Consider the following 20281-nt stretch of genomic DNA (forward strand, 5'->3'; position numbering starts at 1 on the left):
TCGAACTCATGCGCGGCGGCGCGGACACGCGTGCGCGCGGTCCGCTCAGAGCAGCTTGGCGATCATGCCGGCGCCCGCCGCCCACACCGCCAACGCCGTGCCCAGCGAAGTCAGGAAGAAGTTCAGCAGCGTGCGTGCCACGCGGTTCTTCCACCAGCCGCGCAACGTGCGTGTGTCGTCGCGAAGGGCGAGGAAGTCGGCGTAATCCGGCTTGCGCACCCAAGCCTCGACCAGCGCGCTGATCGTTCCGGAGCCCAGTGCGGGATGCAGCGGTGTGATCGGCGAGGCCACGGCCGCCGCGAGGATGCTTAAGGGGTGTCCGCCGGCCGCGAGGCAGCCGAGGGCGCCGCCCGCGGCGGTGATCGCCGCCCACTGCAGCAGCACCATGCCGCCGGTTTCGATGCCGCCCTGGTGCCAGCCCCAGGCGAAGCCGCCGAGCAGCAGGCCCACGAGGATGATCGTGAACCAGGGCAGGCCCTCGTCCTTGGGAAGGGCCTCGAGTTCGGCGATCTGCATCGCGGGCTCGGTGGTGCCGGTCTCGAGCGCGGCCGTCAGGCCCGCGAGATGGCCCGCGCCGACCACGGCCAGTACGTGCTTGCCCGGATGCGCGGCACCGGCCTCGCGCAGCTTGGCGGCCATGTAGCGATCGCGTTCGGCGATGACCGCTTCGAACAGCTCGGGGCTCTGGCCGGCGAACTCGGCGAAGCTCGCCTCCAGCACGTCGCCCTGCTTGAGCTTCTCGATGGCGTCGTCTTCGACCTTCTCGTCGACGATGAGGCTGGTGAACAGCCCGGCGCCGAGCATCGAGCGCTTCCAGAAGCCGAGCCGGCCCCAGGCGCGCTTGAAGGTCAGGCCGATATCGCGGTCGATCAGCACCATTGGCAGCCCGCGCGCGGTGGCGCCCACGGCGGCGGCTTTCAGCTCGGCTCCGGGCTCGACGCCGAGTTGCTCGGAGAGCCTCCGCTGGTAGGCGGCGAGCGCGAGGTTCGCCGCCAGCAGCCCGGCCTTGCCGGATTTGATGGCCTGCACGAGGTCGAGCTTCGCCAGTGCGTTCGGATCGGTCAGCGCGCGATGGCGGGCGGGATCAAGCTCGACGGCGATGACGTCGAAGGCGCCGCTGGCCAGCGCGGTCTCGACGGCGGCAACGCTCTCCTGTGAGACGTGCGCGGTGCCGAGCAGGGTGTAGCGGACGCCGTCGCGGTCGACGCGGGCGATCGGCTGGTCGGCCAGCGCGGCCGGCAGGGTCGTGTTGTTCAATCGCGGAATCGCTTGGTGAGGTCGCCGTAGGCGTCGATGCGACGGTCGCGCAGGAAGGGCCAGATGCGCCGCACGGCTTCGCCGCGGGCGAGGTCGACCTCGCAGAACAGCACTTCAGCGGCGTCGCGCGAGGCCTCGGCAAGGATTTCGCCCTGCGGGCCGAACACCGCGCTGGAGCCCCAGAACTGGATGCCCGGGCCGTTGATCGGCGAGGCCTCGAATCCGGTGCGGTTGCAGGTGAGCACCGGCAGGCCGTTCGCCACCGCGTGGCCGCGATGCGAGAGGATCCACGCCATGCGCTGGCGCTCCTTCTCGGCGTCCGTGTCACGCGGGTCCCAGCCGATGGCCGTGGGGTAGAGCAGCAGGTCGGCGCCGGCCAGCGCCATCAGGCGCGCGGCTTCCGGGTACCACTGGTCCCAGCACACGAGCACGCCAAGGCGTCCCACCGAGGTGTCGATCGGGGTGAAGCCAAGGTCGCCCGGGGTGAAGTAGAACTTCTCGTTGAAGCCCGGGTCGTCGGGGATGTGCATCTTCCGGTACTTGCCGCGGAAGCTGCCGTCGGCGTCGAAGACCACCGCGGTGTTGTGCGCGAGGCCGGGTGCGCGGCGCTCGAACAGCGAGGCCACCAGCACAACGCCATGCTGCTTCGCGAGCTGCGACAGGCGCTCGGTGCTCGGGCCGGGAATGGCTTCCGCGCGATCGAACTCGTCCACGCTCTGGTGCTGGCAGAAGTACGGGCCGTTGTGCAGTTCCTGCAGCAGCACCAGCTTCGCGCCACCGGCGGCGGCTTCGGCCACGCGCTGTTCGATGCGCGCGAGGTTGGGTTCGGCGTCGCCCTGATTGAACTCCTGGACGAGGGCGACTTTGAGGATTCGGCTCATGGGGTCACTCGGTACGTATCGGGCGCGGTGCGCTCAAGCCAGCAGGCCGGCGGGTAGCTGCATGGTGATGCAGTGCAGGCTGCCGTTCTGCCAGATCAGCGGGCGGCAGGGCACGGGCACGATGGCGTGGTTCGGGAAGGCGTTGCCGAGCATCACGGCGGCGGCGGCGTCCATCTTGTCGCCGTAGGCCGGCATCAGCACCGCGCCGTTGATGATCAGGAAGTTCGCGTAGGAGGCCGCGAGGCGGCGGCCCTCGTCGATGATCGGGCGCGCCCAAGGCAGCGGGAACAGGCGGTAGGGCCGGTTGTCGGCCGTGCGCAGCGCCGCGAGCTCGGCGCCCATCGCCTGCAGCCCGGCGTAGTGCGAATCGGCCGGGTCGTCGCAGCCCTGGTAGGTGATGCTGTCGCGCGCAGCGAAGCGGGCGAGGGTGTCGATGTGGGCGTCCGTGTCATCGCCTTCGAGCGCGCCGTGGTCGAGCCACAGCACGCGCCGCTGCTGCAGGGCGTTCTCGAGCTGCCAGGAAATCTCCTGGCGCGTGAGCCCCGGATGGCGCTCGTGCAGGCAGTGCCACGTGGTGAGCAGGGTGCCGTCGCCGTCGGTCTCGATGCCGCCGCCCTCGAGCGCGAAGTCGATGCGCTGGTGCTTGGCGTCCTTGAACAGGCCCGCCGCGACGAGCTGCGCGATCAGCGCATCGTCCTGCGCGGCGCCGTACTTGCCGCCCCAGCCGGTGAAGCGGAAATCGAGCAGGCGGAAGCCCTCGCCGTCGCGGAGGGTGATCGGGCCGGAATCCCGCAGCCACGTGTCGTCGTAGGCGGCGTGCACGAAGCGCACGCGTGCGAGGTCTGCGCCGGCATCCGTCAACAAAGCGCGGGCGTGGGTTTCGAGCGCGGCATCGGCCACGACGATGACCAAGCGCTGGAATCGTGTGATGGCCTCGCTGAGCGCGACGTAGGTGGTCTCGACCTCGGCGAGCCGTTCGGCCCAGTCGGTGCCGGCGTGCGGCCAGGCGATCAGGACGGCGTCCTGGGGTTCCCATTCGGCGGGAAAGCGGAGGCTCATGGTCAGGGCGACTCGACGAGAATGCGCGGGCGCGGCGCGAGGGGGCGCGTACGCAGGGTCGCGCAAGGGCGTGGGAGGCGCGTCCGACGGGCCGCGCCTCGAGGGCAGGGTGGTGTCGCTCAGCCCCGCGTTGCGGGCACCGGACCCACTTCTTCCGGCGCGGCGCGGTTCAGGACGGCGTCGACCACGCGCTCGCGCTCGAAATACACGGTGAATTCGGGGTATACCCAGCGGTGGATCACCGGCCATGCCGAACTCTGACCACCGCGGGGTTCGAGCTTCTGCTGCGGAGCGCCGAACTTCGACTCCACCTGGGTCATGGTCTGGCCGCGCGCGGGGAGAGTGGCCGATTCGCTGGCTTGGGCCCGTTGGATCAGCAGGCGGTCGGCCTGGGCGGGGGCGGCTAAAGCCAGCGCGAGGCCGGCGGCGACGAGGATGGAACGCAGCATGGCGGATCTCCGGGACGATCGGATGGGGGCGATGCCGGATTGTGGCATCGCGATGCCCGAAAACAACAACGCCGGCACGGGGCCGGCGTCGCAGGGCATCAGGGCCGGGCGCGGATCAGCGCTGGCGGGCCTTGAAGCGCGGGTTCGACTTGCAGATCACGAAGACCTTGCCACGGCGGCGCACGACCTTGCAGTCGCGGTGACGGGACTTCGCGGACTTCAGGGACGAAAGGACTTTCATGCGACACCTGTGGGCGAAAAAAGGGAAAACGGTCGGTACAACGGCGGAAGCCGGCGAGTATGGGGCACAACTTGCTTCCGGATCAAGCGCTTGGCATCCCTCGTTCAGCGAGGGCCCGGGCCTTCGGGGGGCCGTGGGTATGCCGGGACGGTGGTCGCCGGCGGAGGCCGCGCCGTGGCCCGCCGCCGGTCATTCCGCGCACGCTGGCCATTCGCCGGCGCCTTTTGCTCGTCGCATCACGCATTCCTTCCCCCGGACGTGAACGCCCGGTAATGACGGGCTTTGACAATTTGTGACGTGGCCCGGTGCTTTGAGTGGCGCCGGGGCGATTTTGAACCGGTGTCAGCGAAAGTGTGGCCGATTGCCCGGTTTGCATCCGTTTGCAACTGGAGAGTGCGCTTCACCTGAGGTCGCCCACGCACTTGCGAGTGCGGGGGACGGATCGGAGGGACGCCATCTGGAGCGATGGTGCCGGCACCGGATCGAGGTGCACGGAAGGGCCAGGGCGGCCGGGTCGGCTCGCTGCGGCGAGGACCACTTCCGGTTCCCGACGATCAATACGGAGCGCGTTGCCCTAGCAACGACCGTCGCTCCGTAGCCAGTACCCCCTCTCGGGCGGCGGAGCCCGCCTGAAACCAAAGCAAGCGCCCCTGGCCGCGTCACAACGGCCGGCCTGGGGATTCGCACGCCTGAATCCTGGAGACGCCCTCATGAATCCTTCTTCGACCCTCCGCCGCCTGCCCCTGGCTGCCGCCCTGCTGGCGCTGCCGGTCCTCGCGCAGGCCCAGAGCCTCTCGGCCACCGGTGCCGCGTCGCCGTCGACCAACCTCAATCCCGGTGACTGGGTGCTGGTCACCGTGAACACCACCAAGGCTGGCAACCCGACGAGCACGGGCATCACCGTCCAGGCCGACCTGAGCGGCTTACTGCGTAGCACCGCCCAGGATCTCAACGACGCCGGGCAGTATGGCGATGCCGTGGCTGGCGACGGCGTGTTCACCTATCGCGAGAACATCGCAAGCGCCGCCACGCTGGGCACCAAGACGATTGTCGCGACGGTTCGCGATGCGCAGGGCCGCAGCACCACGGCCACCTTCACAGCCACGCTGGGTGCCTCCGGCTCTGGCGGCGGGACGACTACGCAGCCGGCCTCCACGGTGGCGTTGTCGGCCCTCGGTTCCGCTTCGCCGACGTCGGTCGCGCCGGGCGGCACCACGCTGGTGACCGCGCGAGTCACCGCGGCCACCAATCCGGCCAGCACGAGCATCGGCGTCACCGCGAACCTTTCCGCGCTGGGTGGCAGCAAAAGCCAGCGTCTTCGCGACAACGGCCTGAACGGTGACGCGGTCGCCGGCGACGGCATCTACAGCTTCCGGCAGACCGTCGGCGGCAGTATCACCACCGGCAGCAAGACCGTGCGCGTGGCGGCGAATGATGCCCAAGGCCGCTCGGCGTTCTCATCGACCACCGTCACCGTCGCCACGGCCGAAACCAGCGTGTCGCCCTTCGGTTCCGCTTCGGCCAGCCCGAGCAGCCTGCTGGCGGGCGAGTCGAGCCTGCTGACGGTGCGGGTGACGGCCGGCACCGGTCCGGCCAGCACCGGGCTCACGGTGACGAGCGATCTGTCGAGCCTCGGCCTCGGCGCCGCCCAGGCCTTCAACGACGCCGGCCAGAACGGCGACGCCGCCGCCGGTGACGGCACCTACAGCTTCCGCGCCACGGTGCCGGGCGCGGCCTCGGCGGGCACGCGCACGCTGTCGGCGCGTATCGCCGACGCCCAGGGCCGCAGCAGCACCGCCGGCTATACGATGACCGTGAACGCCGCGCCGGCGCAGACGGAGCCGCCCGTCACTTCGGCGGGTGCCCCGCAGGCCTGTGCGAACTTCTACACAGCCGGCTTCGCGCTGCCGCAGGGCCAGCTGGTCTCGACGGTGCCGGCGCTCGGCAAGCCGGTGAAGGGCACCTCCTGGCGCGACCCGGTGCACGGCACCTGCGGCATCCGCGTGACCGACCATGCCGTGGAAGCGCCGTCGGGCATGGCGCGTCACGACTACTCGCGTCGCCAGGCCTTCAACGCCGACAACAGCTACGTGCTGGTGCAAGCGACGAATGGTTTCTGGCATCTCTACGACGCCAACACGATGGCCTTCATCCGCACGCTGAGCGGTCCGGCCGGTGACGCCGAGATCCAGTGGCACCCGACCAATCCGAAGACGCTGTACTACTTCGACACCAATGGCGGCATGACGCTGCGCCAGCTCAACGTCGACACCAACACCTCGACGAGCGCCGCGAGCTTCGCCGGCAAGTTGCCCTGGGCCGATGCCGCCCGCGTCTGGACGAAATCCGAGGGTTCGCCCTCGGCGGACGGCCGCTACTGGTGCCTGATGGCTGAGACCAGCAGCTTCGCGATCCGTGGCGTCATCGTGTACGACCTGCAGACGCAGACGGTGGTGGGTTCGCGTTCGCTGAGCGCTCGCCCCGACCACACCGGCATGTCGGCCTCGGGTCGCTGGTGCGTGGTGTCGCACCTGGCCGGCAGTGGCGGCACGGTGGCTTGGGACCGCACGTTCACCACGTCGCGCCAGCTGCACACCACCTCGGAGCACTCGGACCTCGCGCTGAACGCCGCCGGGCAGGACGTGTACGTCGCCGTCGACTACCAGGCGAACGCCGGTGACTTCTTCATGTTCAACATCGACACCAACACCCGCACCAACCTGTTCCCGACCTACCTCTCGGGCACGGCGACGGCCTACCACGTCTCGGGCCAGGCCTTCGCCAAGCCGGGCTGGGTGCTGATGTCGACCTACGGCTCGTCGGGTGCCAACCAGTGGCTGCACAACAAGCTGTTCGCGGTGGAACTCAAGTCGGGTGGCCGCATCCTCAACATCGGCCACCACCAGAGCCGCCTGAGCGGTTACTGGACTGAGCCGCAGGCGACGGTGAGCCGCGACTTCACCCGCGTGATCTGGGCCTCGAACTTCGGTACGACCTCGAGCACCGACATCGACGCCTACATGATGTACCTGCCGCCGAGCGCCATCCCGGCCGCGCAGTAATCCAGCGACATCCATGGATGGGGGGGCGGCGGCGTGGCAACACGTCGCCGTTTTCTTTTTCGGCCTGACGCTCAGTCGCGGCCGATGCGGAAGGCCAGGACGCCAGGCCAGAGACGGTGCACGCCCAGCCCGAGCGCGATGCCGAGCGCGTTGCGGAGCATGTCGCCGAGGTCGGCGTAGCGGCCGGGCACCAGCATCTGCAAGCCTTCGGTGGCGGCGGCCACCACGAGGCCGCACAAGGCGACGACTGCGAGGCGCCGTCCACGCGGCCAGTCCCGTGCCAGCAGGTCTTCCGCCCAGAGCAGGGCAAGCAGCGCGAAGCCCGGCACGTGCGCGAGGTTGAACACCACCTGCAGGCCGGGATCCTGCCGCATCGGCATCAGCAGCACCGCGAAGCCGACGATCGAGACGACGATGGCGAGACGATCGAGGCGTCGCCGCCCGGGGCCGGGCCTCACGGGGCCGCGTCGCGGCGCGTGTCCCGAGTCGGCGCCAGGTACTTCGCGTCGAGCAGCTCGAGCCGCCCGGCTTGCGCGTAGGTGTGGCAGCCGCGCAAGGCCGGCGCCCAGTCGGGGTTGAGGGTGGCCAGCGGCCGTTCCTCGTACACCTCGGGATCGAGCCGTCGCACCTCGTTGAAGACGATGCGGTGGCCGTATTCGGCGGCGCAGTCCTGGCTCGGGCGGACCAACCGTCCCTCATGCATGAACAGCGGCCCGGCCGGGCGGGCGCTGCGCACGTCCGAGACGACGGGGTTTTGGCGATGCGGCGTCCACGGGCCGAGCGGCGTGTCGGCATGGAACAGGAAGAGCTCGTTGAACTCGCGTCCGCCGTCGTCGAAGGGCGTTTCCGCCACGCAGGCGAACAGCCACCAGCGGCCGTCCTGCTGCCAAAGGGTTCCATCGACGGCGCGCCAGCCATCGAGCAGGGTGGCGACGGGGTGCCAGCCTTCGGGGAAGCGTTCGGCGCGGAACGCCTCGATCCGCCGCGATTGCGCGCACTCGACGAGCAGGTGCGGCTCACCCACATGCTGGAAGAGGAACGGATACGACAGGTGGTGGGGCCCGGCCATCACCACGCGGTGCGGGCTGGGATGGCCATCGGCATCGACGGTGACGGCATGGATCTCGCCGATGGAGCGTTCGTAGTCGTAGGCCTCGAAGAGCACGTGGTCGACGCCGTCGTGGTTCACCGGGAACGGGTCCGCCCAGAACCAGCCGCGCGGCGGCGTCCATCGCGTGAAGTCCTCGGCGCGCGGCGCCGCCGGGTCGAGGGCCGTGCTCGAGCGACGGGCGGCCAGTGTCCAGCGTTCGCGGCGCCCGAGTCGTGGGGCGTGACGCCACAGGCTGCGGCCGAGGAGCCTGGCGCAAAGGCCCAGCGTGGCAAAGGTTCCAGGCGCGCGCGCGAGTTCGACCGGTTCGGCCGCGGAAGGCTGGCCCTGCTGCAGTCGTCGCAGCGCACGCAGCAGTTTCGCCGGCGCCTTCTGCAACTGGTAGGCGGTGTTGCGGGCGAAGCTGAGCTGCGCGATCGAGACGACGGCCGGGTCCAGCAGCAGCCCGTGCCCGGTGCGGTCGTCGTGCACCGGAAAGCCGGAGGGCGCCTCGGTGTCACCACGCAGGAACGCCGGCAGCAAGTGCATCAGCCCCCACGAGGGCTTGCAGGCTTCCGAGGGGATCGACCATGCGGCGCGGCGCGCCAGCGGCCAGAGGTCGATACGCGCCGGGGAATGGCCGATCGACAGGACGACGTCCGGCGTGAAGCCGGCCACCGCGGCGCACAGGGCATCGGCCGTGCCGGGGGCGGGTGCCTCGGCCAGTCGGGGCGCCAGCGCGCGCGGGGCCATGATGGGCCGGAGCTCACCGAGCAGTCGGCGGTCGAGCGCGTGGTAAGCGCGCCAGGCGAGGCTGCCGTGGCGACGTGCGGGCGCATCGGCGTCGCGCAGCACCTGCACGTCGAGGAAGTCCGCCTGCAGCAGCGCGGCCAGCGCTTCGTCCAGCCATGCCGGCAGACGCGTACAAGCCAGAACCACGCTCACCCGCAGCCGCGGAAGGCCGGGCTGCATCGCGTGGAGCGGGGAAGGAGGGGCGGCGGATCCTGCCGTCAACGACATGCGTCCATGTCCTTGTTGGGGCCTCGCTTTGGGCCGTTACCGAAGGTTCCGGGAGTCATGCCGGCGCTCCGAAGCGTTCGCCCAGCCATCTTCCTACGCGTTCGACCAAGCGTTCGCGGTCGTCGGGTCGGAAGAACAAATGGTCGCAGTCTCGCCAGTATTCGAAATGGATCTGCGGGCTGCGCGATGCAGGGCCGTACCCCGCATAGAACTGGTGAGGGTGGGTGAAGTAGCTCGCCGCACCGCCCGTGAACAGTATGAAGAGCTCGGTGCCACGGCCGACGAGATGTTCAAGTTCCGCTCGTTCCGCCCCTTGCCGTGGCCACTCACGGAGCTGGTCGTCGGTGGGTACGGGCGGGCTGACACGGCGGGCCAGCCGGCGCCTGACGATGTCGATCAAGCCCGAGACGCCGCGGCGGAGAAGCAACTGTGCCTGGCCAAGGCGGAAGCCCGGCGCGGTCGACCGGGCGAGCGGGTCGAGCAGGAGCAGGCCAGCGACGCGCGACTCTCGCTGCGCCAGCGCCCATGCGACATCGGCCGCGCTGCAGACCCCGCCGACCACGAATCGATCGCAGCCGGTCTCGCGCTGCAGCGCGTCGAGCACCTCGCTGAGCGCCTCGACTTGAGGCCGCCGTGCTGGGGCGATGTGGTCGGCGATGCCGGGCTGGTCGATGCGAAGCGTAGGGAATCCGAGCGCGGCGAAGCGCCGCGCCGCGTGGACATGCAGGCGGAACGGTCCGGCGCGGCGGATGGCACCGGCGTTAAGCAGCAGTACCGCGGTCTTGCCGCGGCGGGTCGGTTCGACAAGGATGCCAAGGTCGGCATCGCCCTCAGTGAGGCGGAAGGCGCGTTCGATCATGCGCCCTCCCTTGCGGGGGCACGAAGCCGCTCGGCTAGCGCAGTGGCGACGGCCGCAATGGCCGCGAGGGGCACGCTGCCTTGGAGGTCGATCTGGCCTACCCAGTCGGACAGTGGGTCGGGGAGAGCGAGGTCCGCAGGCCCGCAACGACTTGGCACATCGACACGCACGGCCGGTTCGCCGCGGCGCTTGAAGATGCCAAGCTCCAGCGCGAATTCCTCGTGAACGCGATGGCCCATCAGCATGCCCGACTCCGGCGCACGATCGCGGCGGAGGAAGGGGAATCGACGGCGGCTGTTGCGCTCGATCGTGTCGCGTTCGCGCAGTTCCGCCAGGTGCTCCAAGCCGCTGTCGACGCCTTGCCAAGCGCACCATGGCAGCCGATGGCGTTCCGCCAGCATCTCGGCGAGCAGGGCGCCGGCCCGCACACCGACAAGGGTGATTCGGGTGGGCTCGTACTCGCGCAACACTGCCAGCATGGCTTCCGCGTCATCGAGGGCGCGGCTCGGGAGGAACTCGGCGTCGTCTCCTGAGGATTCACCGCTGCCTCGATAGTCGAAACGCAGCACACGGACGCCACGGGTTGCCAGTGCGTCGGCAAGCAGCGCGAATAGGCGATAGCTGCGTTGCCACTCGTGGAAGAACGGTGGCAACAGCAGCGCGGCTGTCTCAGCTCTTGGCGCATCGCAGAGCATGCCGTGGACCCAGCCGCGGCCCACGGGGCGCTGCACGGCCCGCGCGCTCGCGCTCATGCGTCGGACGGTTGGACGAGCTTGCGCAGCCAGCTGCCAAGCTTTCCTTGCGGCGAGACTGGGGTGTTCGCCTCGGGCGTCGCCTCCAGTGGCCCGTCGAGAATGGCCGCGAGGGCGCCAAGGCTGCTGTCGCCGACGCGGAGCAGGGGCAGGCGCTTGCCGCAGGCCAACTCCACGCGGCTGACCATGCTCAGCGCGAGCAGGGAATGACCGCCGCGTTCGAAGAAATTGTCGTCTGGGTTGACCTGTTCGACACCCAGCAGCTCCTTCCAGATGGATTCGAGCAGTGCGAGGTGGTGGGTGGCTGCGGGCGCGGCGGAGTTTTCCGAACCATCCTGAGGTTGGGGCGTCGTCGCATTCGCGACGCCTAAGGCTTTTCGGTCGATCTTTCCGTTCGGCAACAGGGGGAGTTCCTCGAGAACGCGCAGCACCTGCGGCAGCATGTAGTCGGGCAGGCGCTGGCCGAGGGCCCGACGCATCGGCGTCAGCGCCGGCACGCTGGCCCCGGCCGCTGCAGCCACGTAGGCGACGAGACGATCGTCCATCGGGCCGAAGCTCTCGACGGTCATCGCCGCGCGGGCCACGCCCGGCAATTGCTCGATCGCGGCTTCGATCTCGCCCAGCTCGATGCGGTAGCCGCGCAGCTTCACCTGGTGGTCGAGCCGGCCCATGTGGCGGAGGGTGCCGTCGGCATTCCACGCGCCGAGGTCGCCGGTGCGATAGAGCCGCGCACCGGGTGTCGCGTCGAAGGGATCGGCGATGAAACGTTCCGCCGTCAGCTCCGGCCGGGCGTGGTAACCCTGCGCGACGCCCGCGCCGCCGATGCAGATTTCGCCCGGCTCGCCCACGCCGCACTCCCGGCCCTGCTCGTCGAGCAGGCGGACGACGGTGGCATCGATGGGGCGGCCCACCGTGATGTGCTCGGGATCGGTGATGCGCGCCAGCGTCGACCACACCGTGGTCTCGGTCGGCCCGTACATGTTCCACAGTTCGGCGACGCCGGCGTCGAGCATCCGCTTCGCGAGGGCGGGGCTGAGCGCCTCGCCGCCGCAGAGGGCGCGGAAGCCCGGTGGGGCGACGAAGCCGGCTTCCAGCAACAGGTGCCAGGTGCTCGGCGTGGCCTGCATGACCTGCACGACGTGCTGCGTGATGAGCTGCTTCAGTGCGTGGCCGTCGATCGCGTCGGTGCGCTGCGCGAGAACGATCTCGGCACCGACGGTCAGCGGCAGCAGCAGCTCAAGGACAGCGATGTCGAAACTGAGCGTGGTGACCGCCAGAAGGGGCTCGCCGGCCTTGAGGCCCGGCGTATGCGCCATGCTGCGGAGGAAGTTCACCACGCCGCGCTGCAGCACCACCACGCCCTTGGGCTTGCCGGTCGAGCCTGAGGTGTAGATGACGTAGGCCGGGGCGTCCGCGGGCAGTGCGACGACGGGCGCCTCGGACGAGGCGGCGTCGATGTCGCGGGCGTCGCTGTCGAGCCGCAGCGTGCGAAGGCCGGCGAGGTCGAGGCGCGCCGCGTTTTCCGAATCGCTGAGCAGCAGGGCCAGACCGGCGTCCTCCGCCATGTCGCGCAGGCGCTGCAGCGGGAAGGCCGGGTCGAGAGGCACGTAGGCCGCGCCGACCTTCAACACGCCGAGCAGCGAAGCGACGAGGTCGATACCACGCGGCAGGCACAGGCCCACCCAGTCACCGGTGCGCACGCCGCGGGCCGAGAGGGCGTGGGCGATGCGGTTCGCGCGGGCGTCGAGCTCGGCGAAGGTGATGCGCCCCTCGGCGCTGGAGATCGCGATTGCGGTGGGCGTGCGCTCGGCTTGTGCGGCGAACAATGCCTCGAAACGCGCCATGGTCGGCAGCGGGCGCTCCGTTGTGCCCGGATTTTCCTGATCGGGCCCGGCTGCCCCGGTTACCGCATCGATCTCGTGCTCGAACGCCGTCAGCACCTGCGCGATGCGTTGCGGACTGAAGTACTCAGTGGCGTGATGCAGGTCGAGCGACAGCGCGTCGCCTTCGTCGTAGAAGTTGAAGACCAGCTCGCCAAGTAGGCCGGGCTTGCGGGCCTCCTTGGCACGGGCGCGCAGTGGCGCGAAGCGATCGAGCGGGAGCCTCGGGTTCAGGTTGAAGTACACCCCTGTGAGGGGCGGGAGCTCCCTGCGCCCAGGCATGCCGAGGAGCCGCGCCGCCATGCCCTGCGTCATCAGGGGATGGTCGAGGGCGTCCATCAATGCGGCACGGGCCGTGTTTGCGGTGGCAAGGGCGTCGTCGCCGTCTGCGATCCGCAAGCGCACCGGCAGATCCAACACGCCGTCGGCCATCAGCGCCGGATGGCGGCCGTGATTCTGGCTGGCGTAGGGAATGCCGAGGATGAGGTCGGACTGCCGCGCTTCCCGGGCCACGAGGCGGCCGACGATGCCGAGCAGAAGCTGGAACATCGTCAGCCGGTGCTGTTTCGCGAGCTCCTGGAGTGCATGGAAGCGGTCGCCCTGCACGCGGGTCCGGGCGGTATCGGCGTCGTAGCGCCGGCTCTCGGGCGGCTGCCGGTCGCCCAGCGAGACGGCGGCTGGGGGGTTGGCCAGCGTGTCCTTCCACCAAACGGCGTCGGCTTGGCCCTCGGGCCCGGCCATTCGCGCCTGCTCGGTTGCCGCAAAATCGCCCGGTCGTTCCGGCGAGGGCAGGTCGGCGCGTCGACCGTCGCGGTGCGCGGCATAGAGCGCCGCCAACTCGTTCAACAGCACGCTGCAGGCCCAGCCATCGAAGACCAGGTGCGAGCAGACGATATGCAGCACATGGTGATCAGCGTCGATGCGGTAGAGATGCAAACGAACCATCGGGCTCTCGCCCAGACCGAACCGCTCCCGGCTGGCCGTTTCGATCGCGATGGTCAGCGCGGTATCGCGATCCGCATGGGCGGAAAGGTCGATGAAGGCGAGCGGCTGCTCGCAGCCGGGCTTTACTCGTTGGCAGGGCGAGTCCGCTGAGATAATGGTCCGGAACGCATCATGGCGTGCTTGCAAGTCGCTGATGGCACTACGGAAGACGTCGAGGTCCAAAGGGCCTTCCAGTTCCAGCATGAGCGTCTCGTTCAAGGCGAGGAGCGCATTGTCACGGAACTGTGCGGCCAGCCAGTGCTCGGTCTGTCCGGGAGTCAGGGGCGCTTCCATCGCTCCGGGCGGCGGCAGGACGGCGCCCTGTCGTGGCCGGATCAGGCCGAGCGCCATCATTTCGTCGAGGCAGGCGAGGTAGATGTCGCCGATGCGCGCGATCACGGCATCGTCCATCGCATCGGTGACGAAGTGGCCGAACTGCTCGTAAAGGTGCAGGCCGTGGTACCGCGCCAGGTAGTAGAAGAGGCTCACGTAGCGTTCGCCGTCATCCCAGCGCAGGCGCCAGAGACTGGCGCAGTGGACGGCCTCCACCGGCGCGCCGCGGGCGCGGAAGCCCTCGTTGAGCCGGTCCACCAGCGCCTGCGTGCGGGCAGCAAGCGTCGCGTACAGGGCCGAGCCGCGTTCCGCGAGCACGTCCAGCGTGGCAATCGCCGCGGCCAGCGCCAGTGGGTGGCGCACGAAGGTCCCGGCGAAGTAGGTGACTCCCGCTTCAGGGATGCTGTCGTCGCCGTAGCGCCACGTGCCGCCGTCTAGGGCATCCATCCAGCGCGTGCCGCCAGCGATCGCCGCCAAGGGCAGGCCGCCACCGATGATCTTGCCGTAGGTGCAGAGATCGGCGCGGACGCCGTAGTGGGCCTGCGCGCCACCCGTCCCCAGCCGGAAGCCCGTCACCACCTCGTCGAAGATCAGGGCGCAGCCGGCCGCGTCGGCGATGCCGCGAAGCGCGCGGACGAATTCGACCGGCTGTAGTGTTGGTAGCTTGTTCTGCACCGGTTCGAGCATGATCGCGGCCAGCTCGTGCCCGCGTTCACGGAGTATGCGGAGCGCCTCCTCGCTGCCGTAGTCGAGCACGAGGATGTTCTCCACCGCGCTCGCGAGAATGCCAGGTGCGGCGGCCAGCGAACGAAGCTGCGGCGTGCCGCGCACGATCACTTCGTCGAAGATCCCGTGGTAGCTGTTGGTGAAGATGGCGATCGTCTTCCGGCCGGTCACTGTGCGCGCGATGCGCATGGCGCCCATCACCGCTTCCGAACCCGTGTTGCAGAACGCCACGCGCTCGTGGCCGGTGAAGCTGCGGATCTTGGCAGCCACCTCGCCAGCCAGCGGGTGCTGCGGGCCGACTTCAAGGCCGCGGTCCAGCTGCGCGTGCATCGCGTCGGTCAGCGCCTTCGGCTGGTGGCCGAGCAGGTTCGCGCCGAAAGAGGACAGCAGGTCGATGTAGGTGTTGCCGTCGATGTCGGTGATGGTGGCGCCCCCGGAGCGGTCGGCCACGATCGGGTAGACGAGGTCCTTCCATGCCGGGTTGAAGCCGGTGACCACCCGGGGATCGGCCATGCCGTCGCGATGCGCTTGGCTGTAGGCGCGCGAGCGGCCGGTCTTGCGCAGGTAGCGTGCGGTGAAATCCTCCAGCCACCGGGCCTGCGCCGCGTCAAGGCTCGATTGCGCCTTGGTCGTGATGCGCGCGGATGCTCCGAAGGGTTTCGCATTCAGGTCCCGTGCCGGCGCGTCCTCGCGACGTGTCATGTCGGGGTACGGAGGCACCGCCAAGGAAGTGGGCACCGGGGCGGGCGACGCCCCCGCTGCCGGCACGACCATCATGGAGCCGCCCGCGCCGGCCACGAGCGCGAGGGTCTGCTGCATCAGCGCGAGCTGCTGGCTCATCAGCCCGATCAAATCGTTGGCCGGAAGCGGGCTGGAAGCCGCGGGTAGGACGGCCGGCGTGGCGACGAGTGGTATCGCCGCGGCGGGCACCGTCAGCCCCGCCGGCGCCCGATGCGCCTCCGCAGGCAGCAGCGCATCAAGGTGACGTGCCAAGGCATCGACATGGTCGAGGTCTTCCATGAGCTGGCGCAGGCGGGGTGCATGGCCGAAGACGCGTCCCACCTCGAGCGCCGCCTGGGTCAGGGTCAAGGAGTCGAAGTTCTGGTCGAGGAAGGGTATGGCGGCATCGAGGGATGCCGCCGGGATGCCGGCAATGTCGGCGAACACGGCGCGGAGCCGTTGCACGAGGAAGGGAAGGCGGTCGGTCATGGTCGGGGCAGGGCTCATGAGGGGCGCGGTGGACGCCGCCGGGCCCTGCGCAGCGCGGTCGAACCAATGCGCGTCGCGGGCGAAGGGGTAGGAGGGCAGCTCGGCCCGCGGGGCATCCGCGGCGATCGGCCATGCCGGATCGGCGCCGTGGCACCAGAGCTGGCCCAGGGCCTCGAGGGCGTGGCGCGCCGGCGGCGCACCGCGGCCCGGAGCGGGCAGCAGGGGGACGACGCGGGCGCTCGCGCCCGACCGGATCTGGCGGACCAGCGTGGTCAGTGCCTGGCCCGGTCCCATTTCGATGAACAGCGTGTCGCCTTCCCCCGACGCATTGGCCACGGCCTCGGCGAAGCGCACCGGCTCGCGGACCTGCCTCGCCCAGCCCTCCGCGTCCGCGAGGCTGTTCGCGTCGTGGGGGCGCCCGGTCCGGCAGCTGTAGACCGTTGTCGAGGCGGGTCGGTAGCGCAGGTCCGAGAAGGCTGCGGCGACCGCAGGCAGCGCACCGTCCATGCTGGCGCTGTGGAATGCATGGGACACCCGGAGCTTGGTCGCCTCGATTCCCTCGGCATCCAGCGAGGCCAGCCAGTCGCGAAGGATGGCCTCGGGCCCCGCGACTACGGTCAGCATCGGGGCATTGATGCCGGCGATGTCTAGGCCGGGGGCGAGGCGCGCGGCGACGTGCTCGGCGGATGCTGCGACCGCGGCCATCGCGCCGCGCGGTTGCCTCGCCATCGCATCGGCGCGGCCACACACGGCCCGGGCTGCGTCGTCCAGCGTCAGGACGCCGGCCGCGCAAGCGGCGGTGATCTCGCCGATGCTGTGGCCGATCATCGCGTCGGCGCGCACGCCCTGCGCCTCAAGCCAACGCGCCATGGCGACGCCTACGGCGAAAAGCGCGGGCTGCGCCATCGCGGTGTCGGCCAGTGCCGCCTCTGCCGATGGCGTCGAGGGATCCAGCAACAAAGCGCGAAGGCCGCGGCCGCGCCACGGTGCCAGCGCGTCCAGGGCCTCGTCGAGCGCCGCCCGGAAGACAGGGAAGGCCTCGACCAGGGCGCTGGCCATGCCCGCATGCTGGGCGCCTTGGCCGGGGAACAGCCAAATCGGCCGGGGTGACGAGGCGGCGCGCACGCCGGCGTTCCGCGCACGAAGCGCGGCGGCCGCGGCCTGTGCGGTGTCGGCAACGACGCAGGTCCGCACCGGAAGGGCGCGGCGGCCTCGAACCAGCGTGGCCTGCACCTCGGCAAGGATATCGGTCCCTTCCGGCAGGGTCTCGAGTCGCTCCGCCAGCCGCGTGGCCGCGGCCGCGAGGCGCTCCTCCGTTGCTGCCGAGAGGGGCAGCAGGCGGGCGGTGGCGGGGGCTTGGCCGACGGCGCTCGAAACCCTCTGCGGCGCTTCTTCGAGAATGAGATGGGCGTTGGTGCCGCCGACGCCGAACGAGCTGACGGCCGCCCGACGTGGAGCGTCACCGCGGGGCCAAGGCTGCGCGTCGGCAGAGACGCGGAACCGCGTGGCTTTGAGGCCGATCGCGGGGTTGGGGGTCTTGAAGTGGCGTGTGCCCGGGACTACCCCCTCGCGCAGGGCTAGGGCCGCCTTGACGAGGCCCAGCACGCCCGCCGCGGCGACGGTGTGGCCGAACCCAGATTTCAACGATCCCAGCCAACACGGCGTGCCGCTCGCCTCTTGGCCGTGGGCTTCGGCCAGTGCACGTACTTCGATCGGATCCCCGAGGACCGTGCCGGTGCCATGGGCTTCGACAAAGCCGATGGCCGAGGACGGCAGGTCGGCGTCGTCCAGCGCCCGACGGATCGCGTCCCGCTGTCCTCTCGCGCAGGGCGCGGCGAAGCTGGCCTTCGCGCCCCCGTCGTTGTTCACGCCGACGCCGCGGATAATCGCGTGCACGCGGTCGCCATCGGCGAGCGCCTGCGCCAGCGGCTTCAGCACCACCACTGCGCCCGCGCTTGCGAAGACGGTGCCTGAAGCGCCAGCGTCGAAGGGGCGGCACTGGCCATCCGCCGACTCTATGCCCCCCTCGACATGCAGGTAGCCTTCGGCCTGGGGCACGAGCACGGTAGCTCCACCCGCGAGGGCGACGGCGCAGCGGCCGGCGCGCAGGGCTTCGACGGCCTCGGCAACGGCCACGAGACCCGTCGAACAAGCGGTCTGCACACTGACGGCCGGTCCTCGCAGGTCGAGCCGATGCGCGATGCGGGTAGCCACGTAGTCCTTTTCGCTCGCGAGCATCGCGGCGAACTCGCCGGACTGCTCGATCAGTTGCGGTGACTCGCGGCGCAGTGCGGTGGCGTAGCTGTTATTCGCCGTGCCGGCCCAGACGCCGATATCAGGCTCGCGTGCAGGGTCGATGGCGGCGTGCTCAAGCGCGGCCCAGGAGAGCTCGAGCAGCAGACGTTGCTGGGGATCGAGCAGGCGCGCCTCGCGCGCAGGAACGCCGAACAGTGCGGCATCGAAGCACTCCGCCTGTTCGAGGACCCCGCGCGAGGGCACGTAATTCGCCTGCGCGCGCAGGGCCGCGGGCACGCTGGGGTCAAGTTCGGCGGGATCGAAACGGGTGAGGCCGTCTCGGCCTTCGAGCAGAGCCCGCCAGAAGGCATCGACGTCCGGGCAGCCGGCCGCCCGCAGGGCCATCCCAACGATGGCGATGTCGCACCGGTCGCCTCTCACATGGTTCACGTCCCTGAGGGCGGCTCGAGGGGTGGCCGTGTCGGCCTCGCCCAGCCGTGACTCCAGAGTTGCCGCCTGTGCGGCCACGGTCGGGGCGTCGTAGAGGTCGGCCACGCCGAGGCTGATGATGCCCGACTCCCGCAGCCTGGCCAGCACGCGAAGCACCATCAGCGAGCGCGCACCGGCATCGAAGACCGACGTCTGTGGGCCGAGTTCTGCCTGCCCCAAGGCCTCGCGCCATGCAGCGAGCAGGATGGCGCGACGCCCTGCCGAGTCTGTTGGCGGATTCGCGCCGCCACGGGGCGTGGTGGGGGCGGCCTCGGGCCGTGGGAGGGCGCGCCGATCGAGTTTGCCGCTGGGCGTCTTCGGTAATGCCGGCAGCAGGAAGACGTGGAGCGGGATCCCTGCATCCGGAACGCGGTCCTGCAGGTGTCGCCGGACCGCGTCAACGTCGGGCGCGGGCGCGCCGTCGCGGCACACCAGCCATGCGGCCAGCGATCGCAGGCCGCCTTGCTCGATCGCATCCACGGCGGCTTCCGAAAGTCCGGGCAGATCGAGCAGGGCCGCCTCCACTTCGCCGGGCTCGATCCGGAATCCGTCGATCTTCAGCTGCGCGTCGCTTCGCCCCCGGTAGACCCATTCGCCGTCGGCACCGCATTCGGCGAGATCGCCGGTGCAATAGGCGCGGCGACCGTCAGGGAGGGTGATGAAACGACCGTCCTCGAGCGCGGGCTGTCCCAGGTAGCCATGGGCAAGGCAGGCGCCAGTAAAGCGCAGTTCACGTCGTCCGTCCTCGCCCTGCGGGCCCGGCCAGAGGTGGGCGTGCGGCAGGGCGACTCCGATCGGGGCGACGGCTGGCCAGCGCCGGACATCCTCCGGCAGCGTGTGCGCCGTGACGACATGCGTTTCCGTCGGGCCATAGTGATTGTGCAAAAGCGCCCCCGGGCAACGCTCGAACAGGGTCCGGATGGCAGGTGTGAGTACGAGTTGTTCGCCCGCGCTGATCACGTCGCGAAGCGGCAACCGGATGTCCCCCGCGGCATCGGCCAGCATCTGCAGTGCGACGTAGGGCAAGTACAGTCGCTCCACCCCGAGGCGCGCGATGTCCAAGGCTAGTGCCTGCGGGTCCCGACGTGTGGCGTCGTCGACCAGCACCAGGGTGCCTCCCGTGGCGATCGCGCCGAAGATCTCCTGCACATGCACGTCGAAGGAGAAAGGCGCGAACAGCAGCGTGCGAGCGGGTTGGCCGAGGCGCGGATGCGCGGCCTGCCAGTCGATCAATTGGGCGATCGGGCCTTGACCCATCGCCACGCCTTTGGGGCGTCCGCCCGAGCCCGACGTGAAGAGCACATAGGCGAGATCCGCTTCCGCTCCGTGGGTGTCGACGCGGGGCGCAGGATGCTCGAGCGTGGGCAGGGAGGCGAGCACGCGCGACAGCGAGGCGAGGGCGGCCGCGCTTCCGACGAAGGCCCGCGGCGCGGCGTCCTCGGCCATGGCTCGCAACCGGGCCGGTGGATAGTCGAGGTCGAAGGGGACGTAGCCCACGCCGGCATCGACGGCCGCGAGGATCCAGACCACGGTGTCGACATGGCGGGCGGCGGCGATGCCAAGGCGATCGCCGGCCGATAGGCCGGCGGCCCTCAGTTCCGTGGACGCCGCCTGCACCGCGGCCCAAAGCGAGCCGACGTCCAGTGTCGTGCCGTCGATGGCGTTCACCAGGGCCGGGTGCGTCGGGTCGGAGCCAGCCCAGTGCGGCAGCCAGGTGCGCAGGGACGTGGCCGCCCTATCGTTGTCCTCGGTAATCAT

General features: G+C 70.1%; 11 protein-coding genes. 1 reads left to right on the forward strand and 10 read right to left on the reverse strand.

Features of this window, described 5'->3' with window-relative positions:
- Window positions 1-45 precede the first annotated feature (45 nt).
- The 5 genes from O9280_RS04545 to ykgO all read right to left on the reverse strand — a co-directional run bounded on the left by O9280_RS04545 (window position 46) and on the right by ykgO (window position 3887).
- Window positions 46-1257 (reverse strand): TraB/GumN family protein, encoded by a 1212-nt coding sequence (locus O9280_RS04545; RefSeq protein ID WP_298339363.1) that lies wholly within the window; start codon window positions 1255-1257, stop codon window positions 46-48.
- Window positions 1254-2138 (reverse strand): carbon-nitrogen hydrolase, encoded by an 885-nt coding sequence (locus tag O9280_RS04550; protein WP_298339366.1) that lies wholly within the window; start codon window positions 2136-2138, stop codon window positions 1254-1256. Before O9280_RS04550 ends, O9280_RS04545 begins: the two co-directional genes overlap by 4 nt.
- 33 nt (window positions 2139-2171) lie before the next feature.
- Entirely contained in the window at window positions 2172-3203 is a 1032-nt protein-coding gene (locus O9280_RS04555) for an agmatine deiminase family protein (protein WP_298340604.1), read from the reverse strand.
- 113 nt (window positions 3204-3316) lie between these two features.
- Entirely contained in the window at window positions 3317-3646 is a 330-nt protein-coding gene (locus tag O9280_RS04560; RefSeq protein WP_298339369.1) for a hypothetical protein, read from the reverse strand.
- Between the two features lie 115 nt (window positions 3647-3761).
- On the reverse strand, window positions 3762-3887 hold the full coding sequence (gene ykgO / locus O9280_RS04565; RefSeq protein ID WP_029213509.1) for a type B 50S ribosomal protein L36: 126 nt from the start codon (window positions 3885-3887) through the stop codon (window positions 3762-3764).
- 710 nt (window positions 3888-4597) lie between these two features.
- Between ykgO and O9280_RS04570 the strand changes: the two genes are divergently transcribed.
- On the forward strand, window positions 4598-6949 hold the full coding sequence (locus O9280_RS04570) for a choice-of-anchor X domain-containing protein (RefSeq protein ID WP_298339372.1): 2352 nt from the start codon (window positions 4598-4600) through the stop codon (window positions 6947-6949).
- Between the two features lie 71 nt (window positions 6950-7020).
- On the opposite strand, the gene O9280_RS04575 is transcribed toward O9280_RS04570, so the two are convergent.
- The 5 genes from O9280_RS04575 to O9280_RS04595 form a co-directional block, all read right to left on the reverse strand.
- Window positions 7021-7407: a VanZ family protein gene (locus O9280_RS04575; protein ID WP_298339375.1), complete on the reverse strand. Its 387-nt coding sequence runs from the start codon at window positions 7405-7407 to the stop codon at window positions 7021-7023.
- The gene (locus O9280_RS04580; RefSeq protein WP_298339378.1) at window positions 7404-9008 is read right to left on the reverse strand and encodes a hypothetical protein; all 1605 of its coding nucleotides are present in this window, start codon (window positions 9006-9008) and stop codon (window positions 7404-7406) included. The genes O9280_RS04575 and O9280_RS04580 overlap by 4 nt, the downstream gene beginning before the upstream one ends.
- A gap of 103 nt (window positions 9009-9111) precedes the next feature.
- Entirely contained in the window at window positions 9112-9915 is an 804-nt protein-coding gene (locus O9280_RS04585) for a hypothetical protein (RefSeq protein WP_298339381.1), read from the reverse strand.
- A complete protein-coding gene (locus O9280_RS04590) occupies window positions 9912-10667 on the reverse strand; it encodes an alpha/beta fold hydrolase (protein WP_298339383.1) in 756 nt (251 codons plus the stop codon). The genes O9280_RS04585 and O9280_RS04590 overlap by 4 nt, the downstream gene beginning before the upstream one ends.
- The gene (locus O9280_RS04595) at window positions 10664-20281 is read right to left on the reverse strand and encodes a non-ribosomal peptide synthetase/type I polyketide synthase (RefSeq protein WP_298340605.1); all 9618 of its coding nucleotides are present in this window, start codon (window positions 20279-20281) and stop codon (window positions 10664-10666) included. The genes O9280_RS04590 and O9280_RS04595 overlap by 4 nt, the downstream gene beginning before the upstream one ends.

Origin of the sequence: Silanimonas sp. (genome assembly GCF_027531545.1) — a bacterium.
GTDB lineage: Bacteria > Pseudomonadota > Gammaproteobacteria > Xanthomonadales > Xanthomonadaceae > Silanimonas.

Coding starts and splice junctions, on each gene's coding strand:
- O9280_RS04550 (WP_298339366.1), bottom strand. CDS start 2,138: ATGAGCCGAATCCTCAAAGTCGCCCTCGTCCAGGAGTTCAATCAGGGC.
- O9280_RS04560 (WP_298339369.1), bottom strand. CDS start 3,646: ATGCTGCGTTCCATCCTCGTCGCCGCCGGCCTCGCGCTGGCTTTAGCC.
- ykgO (WP_029213509.1), bottom strand. CDS start 3,887: ATGAAAGTCCTTTCGTCCCTGAAGTCCGCGAAGTCCCGTCACCGCGAC.
- O9280_RS04570 (WP_298339372.1), top strand. CDS start 4,598: ATGAATCCTTCTTCGACCCTCCGCCGCCTGCCCCTGGCTGCCGCCCTG.
- O9280_RS04580 (WP_298339378.1), bottom strand. CDS start 9,008: ATGCAGCCCGGCCTTCCGCGGCTGCGGGTGAGCGTGGTTCTGGCTTGT.
- O9280_RS04585 (WP_298339381.1), bottom strand. CDS start 9,915: ATGATCGAACGCGCCTTCCGCCTCACTGAGGGCGATGCCGACCTTGGC.
- O9280_RS04590 (WP_298339383.1), bottom strand. CDS start 10,667: ATGAGCGCGAGCGCGCGGGCCGTGCAGCGCCCCGTGGGCCGCGGCTGG.
- O9280_RS04595 (WP_298340605.1), bottom strand. CDS start 20,281: ATGATTACCGAGGACAACGATAGGGCGGCCACGTCCCTGCGCACCTGG.